16 protein-coding genes and 1 pseudogene are annotated in these 19,664 nt (G+C 72.3%); 4 read left to right on the top strand and 13 right to left on the bottom strand.

Translation table 11 applies throughout. From position 1 onward, the window contains the following. Positions 1–57 precede the first annotated feature (57 nt). A complete protein-coding gene (gene pgl, locus BLW47_RS16620) occupies positions 58–828 on the top strand; it encodes a 6-phosphogluconolactonase (protein WP_091557820.1) in 771 nt (256 codons plus the stop codon). 9 nt (positions 829–837) lie between these two features. On the opposite strand, the gene BLW47_RS16615 is transcribed toward pgl, so the two are convergent. The 12 genes and pseudogenes from BLW47_RS16615 to rsgA form a co-directional block, all read right to left on the bottom strand. Beyond that, positions 838–1,179, bottom strand: coding sequence for an RNA polymerase-binding protein RbpA (locus BLW47_RS16615; RefSeq protein ID WP_091557816.1), 342 nt, complete (start codon positions 1,177–1,179; stop codon positions 838–840). Between the two features lie 133 nt (positions 1,180–1,312). Further along, a complete protein-coding gene (secG, locus tag BLW47_RS16610; protein ID WP_091557812.1) occupies positions 1,313–1,573 on the bottom strand; it encodes a preprotein translocase subunit SecG in 261 nt (86 codons plus the stop codon). Between the two features lie 115 nt (positions 1,574–1,688). Beyond that, positions 1,689–2,483: a triose-phosphate isomerase gene (gene tpiA, locus BLW47_RS16605; RefSeq protein ID WP_091557808.1), complete on the bottom strand. Its 795-nt coding sequence runs from the start codon at positions 2,481–2,483 to the stop codon at positions 1,689–1,691. A 4-nt stretch (positions 2,484–2,487) separates the two neighbouring features. Beyond that, positions 2,488–3,696: a phosphoglycerate kinase gene (locus BLW47_RS16600; protein WP_091557805.1), complete on the bottom strand. Its 1,209-nt coding sequence runs from the start codon at positions 3,694–3,696 to the stop codon at positions 2,488–2,490. After that, a complete protein-coding gene (gene gap, locus BLW47_RS16595) occupies positions 3,693–4,697 on the bottom strand; it encodes a type I glyceraldehyde-3-phosphate dehydrogenase (RefSeq protein WP_091557802.1) in 1,005 nt (334 codons plus the stop codon). Before gap ends, BLW47_RS16600 begins: the two co-directional genes overlap by 4 nt. Positions 4,698–4,963: 266 nt before the next feature. After that, positions 4,964–5,944, bottom strand: coding sequence for a DNA-binding protein WhiA (whiA, locus tag BLW47_RS16590; RefSeq protein ID WP_091557799.1), 981 nt, complete (start codon positions 5,942–5,944; stop codon positions 4,964–4,966). Between the two features lie 55 nt (positions 5,945–5,999). Next, complete coding sequence (locus tag BLW47_RS16585; RefSeq protein WP_091557794.1) at positions 6,000–7,028, bottom strand: gluconeogenesis factor YvcK family protein; 1,029 nt, start codon at positions 7,026–7,028, stop codon at positions 6,000–6,002. After that, positions 7,025–7,951, bottom strand: coding sequence for an RNase adapter RapZ (rapZ, locus tag BLW47_RS16580; protein ID WP_245736695.1), 927 nt, complete (start codon positions 7,949–7,951; stop codon positions 7,025–7,027). Before rapZ ends, BLW47_RS16585 begins: the two co-directional genes overlap by 4 nt. Positions 7,952–8,002: 51 nt before the next feature. After that, positions 8,003–10,054 carry an excinuclease ABC subunit UvrC gene (uvrC, locus tag BLW47_RS16575; RefSeq protein WP_091557791.1) on the bottom strand — a complete coding sequence of 684 codons (2,052 nt, stop codon included), beginning with the start codon at positions 10,052–10,054 and terminating at the stop codon, positions 8,003–8,005. A gap of 97 nt (positions 10,055–10,151) precedes the next feature. Then, positions 10,152–10,646 (bottom strand): Rieske (2Fe-2S) protein, encoded by a 495-nt coding sequence (locus BLW47_RS16570; protein WP_091557786.1) that lies wholly within the window; start codon positions 10,644–10,646, stop codon positions 10,152–10,154. A gap of 320 nt (positions 10,647–10,966) precedes the next feature. Beyond that, positions 10,967–13,921: pseudogene (gene uvrA / locus BLW47_RS16565) on the bottom strand (excinuclease ABC subunit UvrA); the annotation flags it as partial. A 417-nt stretch (positions 13,922–14,338) separates the two neighbouring features. After that, complete coding sequence (rsgA, locus tag BLW47_RS16560; RefSeq protein WP_091557780.1) at positions 14,339–15,400, bottom strand: ribosome small subunit-dependent GTPase A; 1,062 nt, start codon at positions 15,398–15,400, stop codon at positions 14,339–14,341. A gap of 190 nt (positions 15,401–15,590) precedes the next feature. On the opposite strand from rsgA, the gene BLW47_RS16555 reads away from it, so the two are divergent. The 3 genes from BLW47_RS16555 (at position 15,591) to BLW47_RS25650 (ending at position 18,916) form a co-directional block, all read left to right on the top strand. Next, positions 15,591–16,310 carry a maleylpyruvate isomerase family mycothiol-dependent enzyme gene (locus tag BLW47_RS16555; RefSeq protein WP_091557778.1) on the top strand — a complete coding sequence of 240 codons (720 nt, stop codon included), beginning with the start codon at positions 15,591–15,593 and terminating at the stop codon, positions 16,308–16,310. A 10-nt stretch (positions 16,311–16,320) separates the two neighbouring features. Continuing rightward, positions 16,321–16,974: an MBL fold metallo-hydrolase gene (locus tag BLW47_RS16550; protein WP_091557775.1), complete on the top strand. Its 654-nt coding sequence runs from the start codon at positions 16,321–16,323 to the stop codon at positions 16,972–16,974. Positions 16,975–17,257: 283 nt separating this feature from the next. Further along, entirely contained in the window at positions 17,258–18,916 is a 1,659-nt protein-coding gene (locus BLW47_RS25650) for a methyl-accepting chemotaxis protein (protein WP_091557771.1), read from the top strand. Between the two features lie 81 nt (positions 18,917–18,997). On the opposite strand, the gene BLW47_RS16540 is transcribed toward BLW47_RS25650, so the two are convergent. Beyond that, on the bottom strand, positions 18,998–19,609 hold the full coding sequence (locus BLW47_RS16540; RefSeq protein ID WP_091557768.1) for a DsbA family oxidoreductase: 612 nt from the start codon (positions 19,607–19,609) through the stop codon (positions 18,998–19,000). Positions 19,610–19,664 lie beyond the last annotated feature (55 nt).

Raw genomic sequence — 19,664 nt, 5'->3', positions numbered from 1 at the left:
AACCACCGGGCTCCGCGCCGCCGGTCACGGCGGCACCCGGCGGAGCGGGGTGACGGCGTGACCGAGACCAGCGTCGTCGTGCACGCCGACCCGGACGTGCTCGCGCAGGCGGTCGCCGCGCGCCTGATCGTGAAGCTGATCGACGCGCAGGCGGAGCGGGGCGAGGCCGCCGTCGTACTCACCGGCGGGCGGGTCGCCGCCGCCGTTCAGCGCGCCGTCCGCACGCTGCCGGCCCGCGACGCGATCGACTGGTCGCGGGTGGACGTGTGGTGGGGCGACGAGCGGTTCCTGCCGTCGGGTCACCCCGACCGCAACGAGACGCAGGCCCGGGAGGCGCTGCTCGACGCGTTGCCGCTGGACCCGGCGCGGATACACCCGATGCCGGCGAGCGACGGCCCGGACGGCGACGACCCGGAGGCGGCGGCCGCGCGCTACGCGGCGGCGCTGGCCGCCGCGGCCCGGCCGGGCACCGCCGCGCTCCCCCACCTCGACGTGCTGATGCTGGGCGTCGGCGAGGACGGGCACATCGCGTCGGTCTTCCCCGAGCACCCCGTCACGTACGAGACACGGCCGGTCAGCGCGGTGCGGGGCAGCCCGAAGCCACCGCCGACCCGGATCACCCTGACGATCCCCACCATCAACGCCGCCGAGGAGATTTGGCTGGTCGCCGCCGGCGCGGACAAGTCGCGGGCGGTCGGGATGGCCATCGCGGGCGCCGGCCCGGTGCAACTGCCGGCGGCCGGCGTCACCGGGGTCGAACGCACCCTGTGGCTGCTCGATCGGGCCGCGGCAGCCGACGTGAAGCGGAGCGTCCGCAGCCTGCGCTGATGCCGACGCTCAGCGCTGGCCGCGGCGCTGGCGCAACGCGGCCAGCGCCTCGGCGAGCAGCGCCTCGCCGTCGGCCTCGCTGCGCCGCTCCTTCACGTACGCGAGGTGCGACTTGTACGGCGCGCTGCGCGCCGGTCCGGGCGGGTCGTTCGGGTCCTGGCCGGCCGGCTTCCCGCAACGCGGACACTCCCAGATCGCCGGGGCGTCCGCGTCGGCCGCGAGCAGGATCTCGACGTGATGGCCGTTCCCGCACCAGTACGAGACCGGACGACGTGGAGCGGGTTCGCTTCGTCCCGGGGGTCGGGCGGGGCCGGCTCCGACCCGGCTGCCGCGGATGGCGCTGCTCGGCACGGTGGTTCGCTCCTGTCGTCGAAAGGGGTGTCGCCGCCGGGGGTTGGCGGCGCGACGCGGTGAAGCGGGAAAAGTACTGCGCGCGGCCCGTCGAACGACGGACCGCGCGCAGTCTATGACGAATGGGGGCCGGTCAGGCAGTCCCGGCCGTCGCGAGTTTCAGCCAGAGGCCCAGCCCGATGATGGAGGCGAACCAGACGATGCCCACGAGCACCGTGTAGCGGTCGAGATTCTTCTCCGCGACGGACGAGCCGGCGAGGCTGGAGCTGACACCACCGCCGAACATGCTGGAGAGGCCGCCGCCCTTGCCCCGGTGCAGCAGGATCAGCAAGGTGAGCAGGACGCTCGTGATGATCAGCAACACGATCAACGTGTATGCGAACCAGATCGGCATGGTGACGGTCAGTCCTCTCGAAATGGGGGCCCGCCAAGAATAGCGGCAGGTGACGTTCCGCGGTGCACCCGGCCGGCCGGACGGCCCCGCCGAACGTCGGCGGGGCCGTGGCCGGTCACCGCGCGATGTGCTCCGGGAAACGGCAGATCTGCGTGAACTCCTCGGCGTCCAGGCTCGCCCCGCCGACCAGCGCGCCGTCGACGTCGGGTTGGGCCATGATTCCCGCGATGTTCGCGGCCTTGACCGAGCCGCCGTAGAGGATCCGGACCCGGTCGGCGGTCTCCTGGCCGTACTTCTCGGCCAGCCGCTGCCGCAGCGCGCCGCAGACCTCCTGGGCGTTCTCCGGCGTCGCGGTCTTGCCGGTGCCGATCGCCCAGACCGGCTCGTACGCCACCACCACCTTCTCCACCTGGTCAGCCTTGAGACCGGCGAGCGCGGCGTCGAGCTGGTCGCGGCAGTACGCCACGTGCCCGTCCGCCTCGCGGATCTCCAGGCCCTCGCCCACGCAGAGGATCGGCGCGATGTTGTTGCCCAGCGCGGCCTTCACCTTCGCGTTGACCAGCGCGTCGTCCTCGGCGTGGTAGGCGCGCCGCTCCGAGTGCCCGACGACCACGTACTGGCAGCCGAGCTTCGCCAGCATCACCCCGGAGATCTCCCCGGTGTAGGCCCCGGAGGAGTGCGCGGACAGATCCTGCGCCCCGTAGCCGATCAGCAGCTTGTCGCCGTCGACCAGCGTCTGCACGCTGCGCAGGTCGGTGAAGGGCGGCAGCACGACCGCCTCCACGTCGGTGAGCTGCTGCTCGGTCAGGCTGAACGCCAGCTTCTGGACGAGCGCGATGGCTTCCAGGTGGTTCAGGTTCATCTTCCAGTTACCGGCCATCAGCGGCCGGCGTGCGAACTTCTCAGCCATGTGCTCAGCTCTCCAGAGCGGCGACGCCGGGGAGGGTCTTGCCCTCCAGGTACTCCAGCGAGGCTCCCCCGCCGGTCGAGATGTGCCCGAACGCCGACTCGTCGAGCCCCAGCGCCCGTACCGCCGCCGCCGAGTCGCCGCCGCCGACGACGGTGAAGCCGTCGACCTTGGTGATCGCCTCGGCGACGCCGCGGGTGCCGGCCGCGAACGGCGCGAGCTCGAACACACCCATCGGGCCGTTCCAGAAGACCGTCTTCGCCGCCGCGATCGCCTCGGCGAAGGCGGCCACGCTGCGCGGCCCGATGTCCAGGCCGAGCCGGTCGGCCGGGATCGCCGCGGCGTCGACCACGTCGTGGTCGGCGTCGGCCGCGAAGGCGGTGGCGGCGACCACGTCGGTGGGGAGCAGGATCTTGCCCTCGCCCCGCGCGAGCAGCTCGCGGCAGGTGTCGACCATCTCCTCCTCCAGGAGGGACTTGCCGACCTCGTGCCCCTGGGCGCGCAGGAAGGTGAAGCACATCCCGCCACCGACCAGCAGCCTGTCCACCTTCGGCAGCAGCGCCTCGATCACCGCGAGCTTGTCGGAGACCTTGGAGCCGCCGAGCACCACCACGTACGGGCGGTCCGGCTCGCCGGTCAACCGCGACAGCACCTCCAGTTCGCGCAGCACCAGGCGGCCGGCGACGTGCGGCAGCCGCGCCGGCACATCGTGGACGCTGGCGTGCTTGCGGTGCACCGCGCCGAACGCGTCGTCCACGTACGCGTCGGCGAACTCCGCCAACTGGTCGGCGAAGGCGCCGCGCTCGGCGTCGTCCTTGCTGGTCTCGCCGGCGTTGAAGCGCAGGTTCTCCAGGAGGGCGACCTGCCCGTCGGCCAGCGACGCGACCGCGGCGCGGGCGGACTCACCGACCGTGTCCTCGGCGAAGGTCACCGGGGATCCGAGCAGCTCCCCGAGCCGGGTGCCGACCGGGGCGAGACTGTACTTCGGATCCGGCGCGCCCTTCGGGCGGCCGAGGTGCGAGCAGACGATCACCGCCGCGCCCGCGTCGCGCAACGCCACCAGGGTGGGCAGCACGGCGCGGATGCGGCCGTCGTCGGCGATCACACCGGGGTTCTCCTTCTCGAAGGGAACGTTCAGGTCGGCGCGAACGAGCACGCGCCGACCCGACACCCCCTCGGCGAGAAGATCGTCGAGAGTCCTGACCGTCGCGCTCACAGCGACGAGCCCACCAGCTTGACCAGGTCGACCAGGCGGTTCGAGTAGCCCCACTCGTTGTCGTACCAGCCGACGACCTTGACCTGGTTGCCGATCACCTTCGTCAGCGGCGCGTCGAAGATGCACGACGACGGGTCGGTGACGATGTCGGTGGAGACGATCGGGTCCTCGCTGTAGGTGAGGAAGCCCTTGAGCGCGCCCTCCGCGGCCGCCTTGACCGCCGCGTTGACCTCCTCGACCGAGGTCTCACGGCTCGCGGTGAAGGTCAGGTCGGTGGCCGAGCCGGTCGGGATCGGCACCCGGATGGCGAAGCCGTCGAGCTTGCCCTTCATCTCCGGCAGCACCAGCCCGATCGCCTTCGCGGCACCGGTCGAGGTCGGGACCATGTTCAGCGCCGCCGCGCGGGCCCGGCGCAGGTCCGAGTGCGGGCCGTCCTGCAGGTTCTGGTCCTGGGTGTACGCGTGGATCGTGGTCATCAGACCACGCTCGATGCCGATCGCGTCGTTCAGCGCCTTCGCCATCGGCGCGAGGCAGTTGGTGGTGCAGGACGCGTTCGAGATGATCGTGTGCTGCGCGGGGTCGTACGTGTCGTGGTTGACGCCCATCACGACCGTGACGTCCTCGTTCTTCGCCGGCGCCGAGATGATGACCTTCTTCGCGCCCGCCTCGACGTGCGCCCGCGCCTTGGTGGCGTCGGTGAAGAAACCGGTCGACTCGATCACCACGTCGGCGCCCAGGTCCGCCCAGGGCAGCTTGCCCGGGTCCCGCTCGGCCAGCGCCTTGAACGTGTGGCCACCGACGGTGATCTCGTCGGCGGTGGCCTTCACCTCGTGCCGCAGCCGGCCGAGGATGCTGTCGTACTTCACCAGGTGCGCGAGCGTCGCGTTGTCGGTGAGGTCGTTGACGCCGACCACCTCGATGTCCGCGCCGGACTCGAGCGCGGCCCGGAAGAAGTTACGGCCGATGCGGCCGAAGCCGTTGATGCCAACCCGGATGGTCACAGGTCCCATCTCCTCGCGTTTCAGGTCCGCCGGCAGAAGCCCGTTGACCGACGGACGTTTCTGCGCCGACCGGTGGCGGTCGGCCGCTGATACGTCAACCCGGCCGCCCCGCCACGGTCCTGCAGGGACCTGACCGCCCGAGGCGGTGAGCACGGCGGCGGCGCCGGGTGCCGGCCACGTCGCCGTATGTTGCCGACCCTATCCGAGAGGGCGCCGACCGGGTGAGGCGGGGCACATCCGCCCCACCCGTGTCGCGCGTACCGGGGTCAGCCGACGAGCATGTCGGCGGTCACCGCGGCTTCGGTGTCCGGAATGCCCAGATCCCGCGCCCGCTTGTCCGCCAGCGCCAGCAGCCGCCGGATGCGTCCCGCGATCGCGTCCTTGGTCAGCGGCGGATCGGCCAGCGCGCCCAGTTCCTCCAGCGAGGCCTGCCGGTGCTCCAGCCGCAGCCTCCCGGCCGACGTGAGGTGGTTCGGGGCCTCGTCGGCGAGGATCTCCAGCGCGCGCGTGACCCGCGCCGCCGCGGCGACCGCCGCCCGTGCCGAGCGGCGCAGGTTCGCGTCGTCGAAGTTGGCCAGCCGGTTCGCCGTGGCGCGCACCTCGCGCCGGACCCGCCGCTCCTCCCAGGCCAGCACGCTGGCGTGCGCGCCGAGCCGGGTGAGCAGCGCCGAGATCGCATCGCCGTCCTTGACCACGACCCGGTCCACGCCGCGGACCTCGCGCGCCTTGGCGGTGATCCCGATGCGGCGCGCCGAGCCGACCAGCGCGAGCGCCGACTCCGGGCCCGGACAGGTGATCTCCAGGGCGCAGGAGCGCCCCGGCTCGGTCAGCGAGCCGTGCGCCATGAACGCGCCGCGCCACGCGGCGACCGCGCAGCAGACGTTGGCCGAGACGACGTGCGGCGGCAGGCCGCGCACGGGACGGCCCCGCACGTCGAGCAGGCCGGTCTGGCGGGCGAGCGCCTCGCCGTCCTTGACCACGCGCACGATGTAGTGGCTGCCCTTGCGCAGCCCTCCGGACGCGAGCACGTGGATCTCGCTGGGGTAGCCGTACACCTCGGCGATCTCGCGGCGCAGCCGGCGCGCGACCGCGCCGGTGTCCAGCTCCGCCTCCACCACCACTCGCCCGGAGACGATATGCAGACCCCCGGCGAAGCGCAGCAGGGCAGCCATCTCCGCCCGCCGGCAGCAGGGCTTCGGCACATCAACCCTGCTCAGCTCGTCCTTGACCGCAGCGGTCATCGCCATTGTTTCGTCACCTCGTGGGGCCGGTCCCGGCGTGTTGCCGGTGATTCGTACGTGCTTAACGATCGGCGCCCAAGACAGGCACCAGTGCGGCTCCCAGCGCCTTGAAATCATGCCGGGGACTTCCGTCCGCTACCGCGAGCGGCGCGAGCACCAGCCGCGCACCCAGCGATTCTGCCGCACGATCGACCGGTTCGGGGTCACCTACGGCTTTCCCGTCGGCGAGAACTGTGTCGACATGTAATTCCGGTAGGTACCAGGACAGGGCGGCAAGGTGGTCGGCGACCGACAATCCGAGGGTTTCCTTCTCGGACGCCAGGTTCAGGGTGACCAGCCGGCGGGCCGGGCTGGCCACGATCGCCGCCGCCAGCTCGGGGATCAGCAGGTGCGGGATCACGCTGGTATACCAGCTCCCGGGACCGAAGATCAACCAGTCGGCGGTGGCGACGGCCTCGAGCGCCTGCGGGCACGCGGGCGCCGCCTTCGGCGTCAGCCGTACGATCTCGACCTGGCCCGGGGTGACGGCGACCGCGTGCTGCCCGCGGACCGTGACCACCTCGTGCGGGCGCTCCGGGTCGACGCCGCGCACCTCCGCCTCGATCCCCAGCGGCTGGCACGCCATCGGCAGCACCCGCCCGGTGGCGCCGAGCATCCGGCCCACGTGGTCGAGCGCGGCGACCGGGTCGCCGAGCATCTCCATCAGGCCGCAGAGCACCAGGTTGCCCACGGCGTGACCGGTGAGCGGGTCGGTGGGCAGCTCCACGCCGGGGTCGGCGACGACGCGACAGCCGGCGGTCTCGCCGCCGGCGTCCGGCGCCGCGGGCGTCGCCTCGAAGCGGTGCTGGAACAGCTCGGCGGTGACCTGGTTGAGCCGCTCCGGCCCGGCCAGCGCGGCCAACGCCTGCCGCAGGTCGCCGGGGGGCAGCGCGTCGCGCTGCGCACGCAACCGACCGCTGGAGCCGCCGTCGTCGGCGACCGTGACCACCGCGGTGATGTCGAGATCGAGGCCGTGCGCGTGGCGCAGGGCGCGCAGTGAGGCGGACAACCCGTGCCCGCCGCCGAACGCGACGACCTTGATCGCGGTCACTCGCGCCCCAGGTCGCGGTGCTGGGCGTTCGCCGCCAGCCGCGACTGGCGCAGCTTGCCGGCCAACTCCTCGGCGATCGCGACACTGCGATGCTTCCCGCCGGTGCAGCCGACCGCGACCGTGAGGTAACGCTTCCCCTCACGCTCGAAGCCCGAGGCCGTCGCATTGATCAAACTGGCGTAGTTCTCCACGAACTCAACAGCGCCGTCCTGACCCAGAACGTAACCGCTGACCGCCTCCTCGCGGCCGGTGTGCTCGCGCAGCTCCGGCACCCAGTACGGGTTCGGCAGGAAGCGGGCGTCCAGCACGAAATCGGCGTCCGGCGGCAGCCCGTACTTGAAGCCGAACGACAGCACCGTCACCCGCAGCCGCCGGGCGTCCTCGCCGCCGAAGAGCTCCTCGACCCGCCGCCGCAACTGGTTCACGTTCAGATGCGTCGTGTCGATGATCACGTCGGCCTGCTCGCGGGCCTCGGCGAGCAGCTCCCGCTCCGCGGCGATGCCGTCGGCGAGCCGCCCGTCGCCCTGCAGCGGGTGCGAGCGCCGCACGCTCTCGAAGCGACGGATCAGCACCTCGTCGTCGGCGTCGACGAAGACCACGCGGGGGTGGAAACCGCGCTCCTTGAGCGCCCGGATCGCTCCGGCGAGGTCGGTCGAGAAGGCCCGGCTGCGCACGTCGAGCACCATCGCCGTGTGCCGCGCCGCGCCCCCGGCCTTCAGTGCCAGCTCCGCCATGTCGAGCAGCAGGGCCTGCGGCAGGTTGTCGACGACGTAGAAGCCGACGTTCTCCAGCGCCCGCGCGACGGTGCTGCGGCCACCGCCGGACAGCCCGGTGACCACGACGAGGACGTTGTCGGCGCCCACCGTCTCCGGCTGCTGCCCCGCTTCGTCCGTGATCTGCTCGCTCGGTTGCCGCACGCTCATCCTGTCCGGGTCGGGGGGTGAACTGTTGGTACCTCGTCCTGGTGCCAGATTCTAGGCATCCGTTCCGGCCCGCCCGGGCATCGACCCGTCGGGCGTGGCCTGGTCAACTGCGGATTCGTCCGGCGCCACCGCGGCGGCATCGACGTCGACGGGCGGCGCGCCCGCGGGCGTGGCCGGACGGGCGGCGTCGCCGTTGAGGGCGTCGATGATCGCCTGCGCGGTCCGCTGGCCGATCCCCGGCACCTCGGTGATCTCCTCGACGGTCGCGCCGGCGAGCCGCCTCAGCGACCCGAAGTGCCGCAGCAGCGCCTTGCGCCGCACCTCCCCCAGGCCCGGAATGCCGTCCAGTCCCGACTGCGTCATCCGCTTCGAGCGTCGCTGCCGATGGAACGTGATCGCGAAGCGGTGCGCCTCATCGCGGACACGTTGCAGCAGGTAGAGCCCCTCGGAGGTGCGCGGCATGATGACCGGGAAGTCATCCTCCGGCAGCCACACCTCCTCCAGCCGCTTGGCCAGGCCGCAGAGCGCGATGTCGTCGATGCCCAGCTCGGCCAGGACCGCCGCCGCCGCATTAACCTGCGGCTGGCCGCCGTCGACCACGACCAACTGCGGTGGATACGCGAACCGGCGCGGCCGCCCGGTCGACGGGTCGATCCCGGGCTTGTCGGGATCGGCCGCCATCTCGTCACCCAGCTCCCCGGTCTCGGCGCGCGCGTCCAGGTACCGCGCGAACCGCCGACGCAGCACCTCCGACATCGCCGACAGATCGTCGGTCGCGCCGCGGATCGCGAACCGCCGGTATTCGTTCTTGCGCGGCAGCCCGTCCTCGAAGACGACCATGCTGGCGACCGCGTCCGTGCCCTGGATCTGCGAGATGTCGTAGCACTCGATGCGCAGCGGCGCCGTCTGCATGCCGAGCGCGTCCGAGATCTCCTCCAGAGCCCGGCTGCGTGTGGTCAGGTCGGAGGCGCGGCGCAGCTTGTGCCGGTTGAGCGCCTCGGCGGCGTTGCGCGCCACCGTCTCCAGCAGCGTCTTCTTGTCGCCGCGCTGCGGCACCCGCAGCGCCACGCGGCTGCCCCGGTGCTCCGAGAGCCAGTCGGTCAGCGCGTCCGCGTCCGCCGGCAGCGCCGGCACCAGCAGCTCCCGCGGCACGTCGGCCTCGCCGCGCTCGTCACCGTAGACCTGCGTGCAGAAGTGGTGCACCAGGTCGCCGGTGGTCAGGTCCTCCACCTTCTCGACCACCCAGCCCCGCTGGCCGCGGATGCGGCCGTCCCGGACATGGAAGACCTGCACCGCCGCCTCCAGGGGGTCCTCCGCGAACGCCACCACGTCCGCGTCGGTGCCGTCGCCGAAGACCACGGTCTGCTTCTCCATCGCGCGCCGCAGCGCCGCGATGTCGTCGCGCAGCCGCGCCGCGCGCTCGAACTCCAGCTCCTCGGAGGCCTGCGTCATGTCGCGTTCGAGCTTGCGCACGAACGCGTCGGTGCGCCCGGCCATGAAGTCGCAGAAGTCGTCCACGATCCGTCGGTGCTCGTCCGCCGAGACGCTGCCGACGCAGGGCGCCGAGCACTTGCCGATGTAACCGAGCAGGCAGGGGCGGCCGATCTGCCCGGCGCGCTTGAACACCCCGGACGAGCAGGTGCGGGCGGGGAACACCCGCAGCAGCAGGTCGAGCGTCTCCCGGATCGCCCACGCGTGCGAGTAGGGCCCGAAATAGCGCACGCCCTTGCGTTTCGCCCCGCGCATCACCTGCAGCCGCGGGAACTCCTCGTCCAGCGTCACCGCGAGGTACGGGTACGACTTGTCGTCGCGGTACTTGACGTTGAACCGCGGGTCGTACTGCTTGATCCACGTGTATTCGAGCTGCAGCGCCTCGACCTCGGTGCCGACGGTGACCCAGTCGACCGAGGCGGCGGTGGTCACCATCTGCTGGGTGCGCTGGTGCAGGTGCCAAAGGTCGCCGAAGTAGGAGTTGAGGCGGCTGCGCAGGCTCTTGGCCTTGCCGACGTAGATGACCCGACCGGTCGGGTCGCGGAACCGGTAGACCCCGGGGGCGTCCGGGATCGTGCCCGGCGCGGGACGGTACGTCGAAGGGTCTGCCATTGCGGAAAGACTAGTCCGTGGGTGCGACATGATCCGTCGCACGCGCCCCCGGCGCCGCCGCGACGTGACGCGCGCGACGCCGGACGGCGCGGACGGTTCAGGCGAGCACGATGTTGCCGCCGTCGACCTTGACCTGCTTGGCCGGCAGCGGGCTCGGCGCCGGGCCGCCCTTGACCGAGCCGTCCTCGATCGAGAACTTGCTGTTGTGGCAGGTGCAGTTGATGGTGCCGCCGTCGATGCTCGACACGGGGCAGCGCTGGTGGGTGCAGATGTTGCTGAACGCCTTGAAGTTGCCCTCGCTGGGCTGGGTGACCACGACGCCCTGCTCCGCGAAGATCTTGCCGCCGCCGACCGGGATCTCCTCCGCCTTGGCGAGCGCGGTCGTGCCGGTGTCGCCGCCACCGGCCGGCGCGCCGGAGGTCGTGCCACCGGCCGGCTGGCTCTGGCCGGTCGTGCCGCCGTCGCCCAGGTCGGTGTCGCTGCCGGTGCCGCACGCGCTGAGCGCGACGGTCGCGCCCACCGCGCCCGCGCCCAGCAGCAGGGCTCGCCGGCTGGGGCTGCTCGCCCCGGTCACGGCCTGATCCTCACTCATGCGAAGCCTCCCTGTCGGCTGCCCGCGGCCGGTGCTGCCGCGGCCCACGACAGTACACACGGCGGATTGGCGGGCCCGGTTCACCGCGGGCGCGATATTGCGAAAAATCCGTCCCGTACCGCCGGCGTCACGACGAGAAAAGGGGGCGTCGCGGCGCGCGGCCGCGACGCCCCCTTCGGAGGCAACCGATCGTGCTACGCGCCGGCCTTGGCCGGCGCACGGCGGGCGCGCGGCTTCTTCGCCGCGGCGTCACCGCTCGGCTCGGCACCGTTCGCCTTGGTCCCGTTCGCCTTGGCCCCGTTCGCCTTGGCGCCCCCGGTGGCCTTGGTTCCGCCGGCCCTCGTGCCGTTGGCCTTGGGCCCGCCACCGGCCTTCGTGCCGTTCGCCCTCGCCGCCCGCGACGTCGCCTCGGCCGCGCCGGTCCCCGCGCCGTCGAGCCCGAGCACGGGCCGCAGGAAGCGCCCGGTGTGGCTCTCCGGCACCTCGGCCAGCTCCTCCGGCGTGCCGGCGGCGATCACGGTGCCGCCCTTGTGGCCGCCCTCCGGGCCCATGTCGATCAGCCAGTCGGCGGTCTTGATGACGTCGAGGTTGTGCTCGATCGTGATCACCGTGTTGCCCTTGTCCACCAGGCTCTCCAGCACCCGCAGCAGCTTGCGGATGTCCTCGAAGTGCAGACCCGTGGTCGGCTCGTCGAGCACGTAGACCGTGCGCCCGGTGGACCGCTTCTGCAGCTCGGAGGCGAGCTTCACGCGCTGCGCCTCGCCGCCGGAGAGCGTCGGCGCCGACTGGCCCAGTCGCACGTAACCGAGGCCGACGTCGACCAGGGTCTTGAGGTGCCGGTGGATCGCCGGGATCGCCTCGAAGAACTCGGCGCCCTCCTCGATCGGCATGTTGAGCACGTCCGAGATCGTGCGGCCCTTGTAGTGGACCTCCAGCGTCTCCCGGTTGTAACGCGCCCCCTTGCAGACCTCGCACGGGACGTAGACGTCGGGGAGGAAGTTCATCTCGATCTTGAGCGTGCCGTCACCCGTGCACGCCTCGCAGCGCCCGCCCTTGACGTTGAACGAGAAGCGGCCCGGGCCGTAGCCGCGCACCTTCGCCTCGGTGGTCTCCGCGAACAGCTTCCGGATGTGGTCGAACACGCCGGTGTAGGTCGCCGGGTTCGAGCGCGGGGTGCGCCCGATCGGCGACTGGTCGACCCCGACCACCTTGTCGACGTGTTCGAGCCCGGTGATCCGGGTGTGCCGGCCGGGCACCATCCGGGCGCCGTTGATCTGGTTGGCGAGCACCGTGTAGAGAATGTCGTTGACCAGCGTGGACTTGCCGGAGCCGCTGACCCCGGTGACCGCGATGAACTGCCCCAGCGGGAACGCGACCGTCAGATTCTTCAGGTTGTGCTCGCGCGCGCCCTGCACCACCAGCTCACGGCCGGGCGTGGCCGGGCGGCGCTGCGGCGGCACGGGGATCGCCCGGCGACCCGACAGGTACGCCCCGGTGAGCGACTCCTCGTTCTTCAGCAGCTCCGGCACCGACCCGCTGTGCACGATCCGGCCGCCGTGCTCGCCCGCCCCCGGGCCGATGTCGACGATCCAGTCCGCCGTGCGGATGGTGTCCTCGTCGTGCTCCACGACGATGAGCGTGTTGCCGAGGCGCTTGAGCCGGACCAGCGTCTCGATCAGCCGGTGGTTGTCGCGCTGGTGCAGCCCGATCGACGGCTCGTCGAGGACGTACAGGACGCCGACCAGCCCGGAGCCGATCTGGGTGGCGAGCCGGATCCGCTGCGCCTCGCCGCCGGAGAGGGTGCCCGCCGCGCGGTCGAGGGAGAGGTAGTCCAGCCCGACGTCGACCAGGAACCGCAGCCGCGCGTTGATCTCCTTGAGCACCCGCTCGGCGATCAGCTTCTGCCGGTCGGTGAGAACCATCCCGCCGAGCAGCTCGGCGCAGTCCCCCACCGACATGTTGCAGACCTCGGCGATATTGCGCCCCGCGATCGTCACCGCGAGCACCTCCGGCTTGAGCCGGGTGCCGCCGCAGCTCGCGCAGGGCACGTCGCGCATGTAGCCCTCGTACTTCTCCCGCGACCACTCCGACTCGGTGTCCGAGTGCCGGCGCTCGATCCACTGCACCACGCCCTCGAAGCCGGTGTAGTAGGAGCGCTCACGGCCGTACTTGTTGCGGTAGCGGACGTGGACCTGGTCGTCGGAGCCGTACAGGATGGTCTTCTGGGCGCGGGCGGGCAGCTGGCGCCACGGGGTGTCGAGGGTGAAGTGCTCGGCCTCGCCGAGCGCCGTCAGCAGCCGGAGGAAGTACTCCAGCGTGTGCCCGCCGGACCACGGCTGGATCGCGCCCTCGCGCAGCGTGCGCTCGACGTCCGGGACGACCAGTTCGGCGTCGACCTCCTTCTTCGTGCCGAGGCCGGTGCACTCGGGGCACGCGCCGTACGGGGCGTTGAAGGAGAAGACGCGCGGCTCGAGGTCCTCGATGGCGAGCGGGTGGTCGTTGGGACAGGCGAGGTGCTCGGAGAAGCGCCGCTCCCGCTGCGGGTCGTCCTCGGGCAGGTCGACGAAGTCGAGCACGACGATGCCGCCGGCGAGCCCGAGCGCCGACTCGACCGAGTCGGTGAGGCGCTGCTTGGCGCCGGCCTTGACGGTGAGCCGGTCGACGACCACCTCGATGGTGTGCTTCTCCTGCTTCTTCAGCTTCGGCGGCTCGGTCAGCGGGTGCACCACCCCGTCGACCCGGGCCCGCGCGTAACCCTTGGACTGCAGCTCGGCGAAGAGGTCGACGTACTCCCCCTTGCGGCCACGCACCACGGGGGCGAGCACCATGAAGCGGGTGCCCTCCTCCATCGCCAGCACCCGGTCGACGATCTGCTGCGGGCTCTGCTTCGCGATCGCCTCGCCGCAGACCGGGCAGTGCGGCTCGCCGACGCGGGCGAACAGCAGGCGGAGGTAGTCGTAGACCTCGGTGATGGTGCCGACGGTCGAGCGCGGGTTGCGGGAGGTCGACTTCTGGTCGATGGAGACGGCCGGGCTCAGCCCCTCGATGAAGTCCACGTCCGGCTTGTCCATCTGGCCGAGGAACTGCCGCGCGTACGACGACAGCGACTCGACGTAGCGCCGCTGCCCCTCGGCGAAGATCGTGTCGAAGGCGAGGCTGGACTTGCCGGATCCGGACAGACCGGTGAACACGATCATGGCGTCGCGGGGCAGGTCGAGGCTGACGTCACGCAGGTTGTGCTCGCGCGCGCCACGGATGATCAGTCGGTCGGCCACTGTCCGCCCACTCCCGGGAGAAAAAAGACGATATGTCGAACTGGTGCCCGCACACGCGAGCCAGGTAACGGCGCGAGTCACGCCCGCGGCAACTCTAGCCGCGGGTTATGACACTTTCCCTCGACCGGACATTCCCGCAGATCACCGACGCGACGCGCGCCACGGCCGCGACGTGCGGTCGTTCACCCGGACGGGGTCGCGCGCCGGCCCGGCATCGGAGAACGGAAATATGGGGTATCTCCCACATTATCGACACAGCCCGCGTAGCGTAAAGGCCAGCGATCCGCCTCCGGAAGCCGGGCCGGTTCGTCCTATCGGGGGGTGGGACGGACCGGCCCTCTCCTCGTTCGGGGGCCGCCGCACCCGCCCCGGCACGGACGCGGCCGGCCCGACGAGCCGCGCCGAGCCCCGCCGGCGTCAGCCGCCGGCGGAGAGCCCGCGCGGGCGGCCGCTCCGCCGGGCGGCCCGCTCCCGCGCCGCCAGCCGCGCGTTCTTCCGGCCGGTCTCGAACGCCACCTCGCGCTGCAGCTTCCGCCAGCTCTCCCAGCGCCGCCCCGTCAGCTCGCCGGACTCCAGCGCCGCGGCCACAGCGCAGCCCGGCTCACCGCCGTGCGCGCAGTCCGCGAACCGGCAGGTCGCGGCCAACGCGACGATGTCGGCGAACGCGTTGTCCAGCCCGGCGGCCACGTCGAGCAGCCCGACGGCGCGGATGCCGGGAGTGTCGATCACGGCCCCGCCGTCGGGGATCGGGATCAGCGCCCGGTACGTCGTGGTGTGCCGCCCCTTGCCGTCCACCCGACGGATCGCCTGGGTGGCCATCACCGTCGCCCCGGCGAGCCCGTTGACGAGAGTGGATTTCCCGGCGCCCGACGGCCCGAGCAGCGCGAGGGTGCGTCCGGCGGCGATCCGGGGCCGCAACGCTGCCAGGCCGAGGCCGCGCTGCGCGCTGACCGGCAGCACCTCCACGCCGGCCGCGACCCGCGCGACCTGTCCCGCGACCGCCGCCGGATCCGGGGCCACGTCGCATTTCGTGAGGACGACCAGCGGCTGCGCCCCCGACTCCCAGGCGAGCGCGAGCAGCCGCTCGATCCGGGTCAGGTCGGGCGCCGGGTGCATCGGCTCGACCACCGCCGCGGTGTCGGCGTTGGCGGCGAGCACCTGTGCGGTCGAGTCCTTGTCGGCGGTCCGACGCAGAATCGCCGTACGCCGGGGAAGCACGACCTCGGCGGTGACGCGCCCGTCCGGCCAGCTCCGGACGGCGACCCAGTCGCCGGCGCAGGGCAGGCGGACCGGGTCCCCGGCGGCGGCGGCGAGCACCGTGCCGGCGAGCGTGGCCCGCACGGTGCCGTCCGCACCGAGCACCGTGCACACGCCACGGTCGGCGCGGATGACCCGGCCGGGCCGGAGGTCGGGAGGCAGCCGCCGCAGCGCGGCGGTGAGCGGGGCGTCCCAGCCGAGGGACGTGAGATCGAACGTCATCGGAACCCTTACGAGCGGGGGCGGTGCGCGGCCGGCGGGCCGTCAGACGCCCGGCGAGGTGGGGACGACGTGCACATCGCCCCCTTCCAGGTCCTGCGTGACGCGTCGGCACCGACGGTAGATGGCGCCGGTGAGCGGAGAAAGTGATTTCCGGCGGGCCCGGCGGCGCGGACGCGGTTAGGGTCGGGGGGTGACCGTTGACCCGCTCGGCCTGATGGCCGAGGTGGACCGCGCCACCGACCGGCTGTTGCGCACCGTCGCCGGCCTCCGCGACGACGAGCTGCGCACCCCGTCACTCCTGCCCGGATGGACCCGCGGTCACGTACTGGCGCACATCGCCCGCAACGCCGACGGCTACGTCGACCTGCTCACCGCCGCCGCCACCGGCGCACGCGTCCCGCAGCGGGTCAGCGTCGCTGCGCGGGACACCGACATCGAGGCGGACGCGCACCGGCCGCTCGCCGCGCACCTCGCCGACCTGCGGGACTCGGCGTCGCGCTTCGCCGACGCGGTCAACGCGATGCCGGCGCCGGGGTGGCGCGTCGAGGTCGAACCGAGCCTGGGACCGCGGCGTCCGGCGGCGATGCTCATGTGGGGGCGGCTGCGCGAGGTGGAGGTGCACCACGTGGACCTGCGCGCCGGGTACACCGCCGCCGACTGGCCGGAGGCGTTCAGCCATCGGCTGCTGCACGAGGTGGTTACCGGGTACGGGGGCCGGGGCGACGCGCCACCGCTCGTGCTCTCCCCCGCCGACGCCGGGCATGCGCTTATGATCGGCGAGGCCGACGGCGCGCCGAGGGTGTCCGGTCCGGCGCACAGTCTCGCCGGCTGGTTGACCGGCCGCGGCGACGGCGACGGGCTCACCATCGCGCCCACCGGACCGCTGCCGACCCCGCCGATCTGGATGTAGAGGTCCCACCATGGCTTACACCGGCGACGTGACGACCGGCGGCGCGCCGGACGTCCGCGAGCTCGACGCCCTCACCATCACGAAGGTGTCGGTCGGCCCGATGGACAACAACGCCTACCTGCTGCGGTGCCGCGCCACCGGGGAGCAGGTGCTGATCGACGCGGCCAACGAGGCGCCGCGGCTGCTGGAGCTGGTCGGCGAGGCGGGCCTGACGGCGGTCGTCACCACGCACGGGCACATGGACCACTGGGTGGCGCTGGAGGAGGTCGTCGCGAAGACCGGGGCGCGGCCGCTGGTGCACGCGGCCGACGCCGACGCGCTGCCGATCGAGTCGGGAGCGCTCGCCGACGGCGACACGGTCCGGGTCGGCGACTGCGCGCTCGAGGTGATCCATATCGTCGGGCATACGCCGGGCTCGGTCTGCCTGCTGTACCGCGACCCCGCCGGCTCCCCGCACCTGTTCACCGGCGACTCGCTCTTTCCCGGCGGCGTCGGCAACACCGACCGCGACCCCGTCCGGTTCGCCTCGCTGATCGGCGACGTGGAGCACAAGCTCTTCGAGCGGCTCCCCGACGACACCTGGTTCTACCCGGGGCACGGCAGGGACAGCACGCTCGGCGCGGAGCGCCCGGCGCTGCCGGAGTGGCGCGCCCGCGGCTGGTGACCCGCGCCGGCCGTTACTGTTCGGAGTCGTTCGATTACTCCTAGTGGCCTAGGTCACGTCCGGTTATTCGCATCCGCGCGTTCCTGCGCCGAATAGTCACGTGGCGCAGGTCATAACGCCGGACCGCGCCCCTGTACCCGCAGGTGTCCGCGCCGCAAGCCGTCCGAGCCGACGCACGGCGCACCGCCACCGCCGCAGGCACGCGTGCGCGCGTCTCCTGCCCGTGCGCACCGGACGCCGACCGGAGCAGGTGTACCCGACGGCCGGCGCAGACAGGAGCATCATGACCCAGGGCAGCATCCATTCGGGAGGAACGCGGCGTTCGCTGCGGCAGCGGTACGCGGACACCCGCATCGGCACGAAGTTCGGCGTGACCGTCGCCGCGCTAACGCTCGCCGTCGTGTCCGTGGCCGGCGTCGGCATCTGGGGATCGTCCAAGCAGGGCACCACCCGGACCGAGGTGTCGCAGCTGCACACGATGCGGCACGAGATGCAGCTTCTGGAGTGGTACAACCTGGACCTCATCGCGTGGCAGGCCTGGTACATCCTGGACGGCTACGCGAAGAGCCCGCGGGAGTCGGTGGATCCGGCCAGCCCCAACCGGGCGGGTTACCTCAAGGCGGTCGAGGACCTGAAGGGCGTACTCGGCGGCATCCACGAGGAGTGGATGACCGACCAGGAGCGGGCGGCGATGGCCGAGCTGCGCCAGCAGTATGAGACCGTCTTCGCGACCGACGCCAAGATCGTCAGCACGCTGCAGGCGAACACGCCGACCAGCGCCCACGAGGCCGTGAAGATCCTCAACGGCGACTCGAACGACCTGTTCGGCGCCATCGGCAAGACCACCAAGTCGCTCGTCGACTCGGTGGGCCAGCGGTCCATTCAGGCGAACAAGGACGCGGACGCCGTCGCCCGCAACGTGCTGCTGCTGACCATCGCCGCCGCCGTCGCCGGGCTGCTCATCGGCGGCGCGCTCGCGCTCTGGACCGCCCGCCTCATCGTCGCCCCGGTGCGCCGGGTCCGGGACGTGCTCGGGAAGATGGCCGACGGCGACCTGACCGAAGCGGTCGAGGTGAACAGCCGCGACGAGGTCGGTCAGATGGCCGCGGCGCTCGAGCGGATGCGGGTGTCGCTGGGCGACGCGGTGGCCGCCATCGTCACCACCTCCGGCGCGCTGTCGGCCTCCTCCCAGCACCTCAACGAGGTGAGCAGCTCCATGGCGGCGTCCGCCCACGAGATGTCCGCGCAGGCCAACGTGGTGGCCGAAACCGCGGACCAGGTGTCGCGCAACGTGCAGACCGTCGCGGCCGGCTCGGAGCAGATGGGGGCCTCCATCGGCGAGATCTCCCACAACGCGAACGAGGCCGTCACGGTCGCCGGGAAGGCCGTCGAGGTCGCCGCGAACACGACCGGAACCATGAGCAAGCTCGGGGACTCCTCGTCCCAGATCGCCGACGTCGTCAAGGTGATCACCTCGATCGCCGAGCAGACCAACCTGCTGGCGCTGAACGCCACGATCGAAGCGGCGCGCGCCGGGGAAGCCGGGAAGGGCTTCGCCGTGGTGGCCAGCGAGGTCAAGGACCTCGCCCAGGAAACGGCGCGGGCGACCGAGGACATCGCCCAGCGCGTGCAGGCGATCCAGGGCGACACCGCGGGGGCGGTCGAGGCGATCGCGGAGATCAGCGCGATCATCGGCCGGATCAACGACTACCAGCTCACGATCGCCTCAGCCGTGGAGGAGCAGTCGGCGACCACCGCCGAGATCACCCGGAGCGTCTCCGACGCCGCCACCGGCAGCACGGAGATCGCGTCGAACATCGCCAGCGTCGCCGCGGCCGCGGGCGCGACGACGCAGGGCGTGACGGAGGCACAGCACGCGGCCGAGGAACTGGCCCGGATGAGCGACGATCTGCAGCAGGTGGTCGGCCGCTTCCGCGTCTGACACAACTCGCCGCTGGCGCCGGGGGACCGAGAACGGTCCGTCGGCGCCAGCGGCGTTTCCCGCTGGCGAACGCGCACCGGGTCAGCCGGTGCGCAACCGGCCGATCAGCTGCGTGGCGCTGCCGTCCCAGTCCGCCAGCGCCGCGGCGACCCGGCCGGGCGGCGGCGCTCCGAAGAAGACCGGCTGATCGTCGACGGCAAGGGTCGGGACGCCCCGCACCCCGACCGCCGCCGCCTCCGCGCGCAGCTGCCGCAGCCGCAGCTGCAGCGCCGGCTCCCAGGCCGCGGCCACCGCGTCCGCGGCGCCGAGGTCGCACTCCCGCGCCATGCGCCCCAGCACCCGCTCGTCGCCGACGTCGCGGCCCTCGACGAAGAACGCGCGCTGCGCCGCCGTACGCCACGCGCGTCCCGCGCCCTGCTCCTGCGCCCACAGCCCGGCGGCGAGGACGAGCGTCGACCGCGGCTGGTGGACCGGCACGTGGATCTCGATCCCGTACGCGACCGCGAGCGGATAGACGTGATCACGCCAGTGGTCGCGGATGTACGTGCCGCGCGGATCGGGCAACGGGTCCGGGGCGGGACGCAGCTCGAACGGGACCCACTCCACCGCGAGCCCGGCGTCCTCGGCGGCCTCCACCTCGGGCATCAACAGATAGCTGTACGGGCACACGACGTCGAAGTAGTACCGGAGCATGCCGGGCACGTTCCCCTCCCCGGTCGCGGCGACACCTGCGGGCGCGGCGCGCGAT

Source organism: Micromonospora pattaloongensis (assembly GCF_900107255.1).
Taxonomy (GTDB): domain Bacteria; phylum Actinomycetota; class Actinomycetes; order Mycobacteriales; family Micromonosporaceae; genus Micromonospora_I; species Micromonospora_I pattaloongensis.
This window is presented reverse-complemented; position numbering and strand designations above follow the sequence as displayed.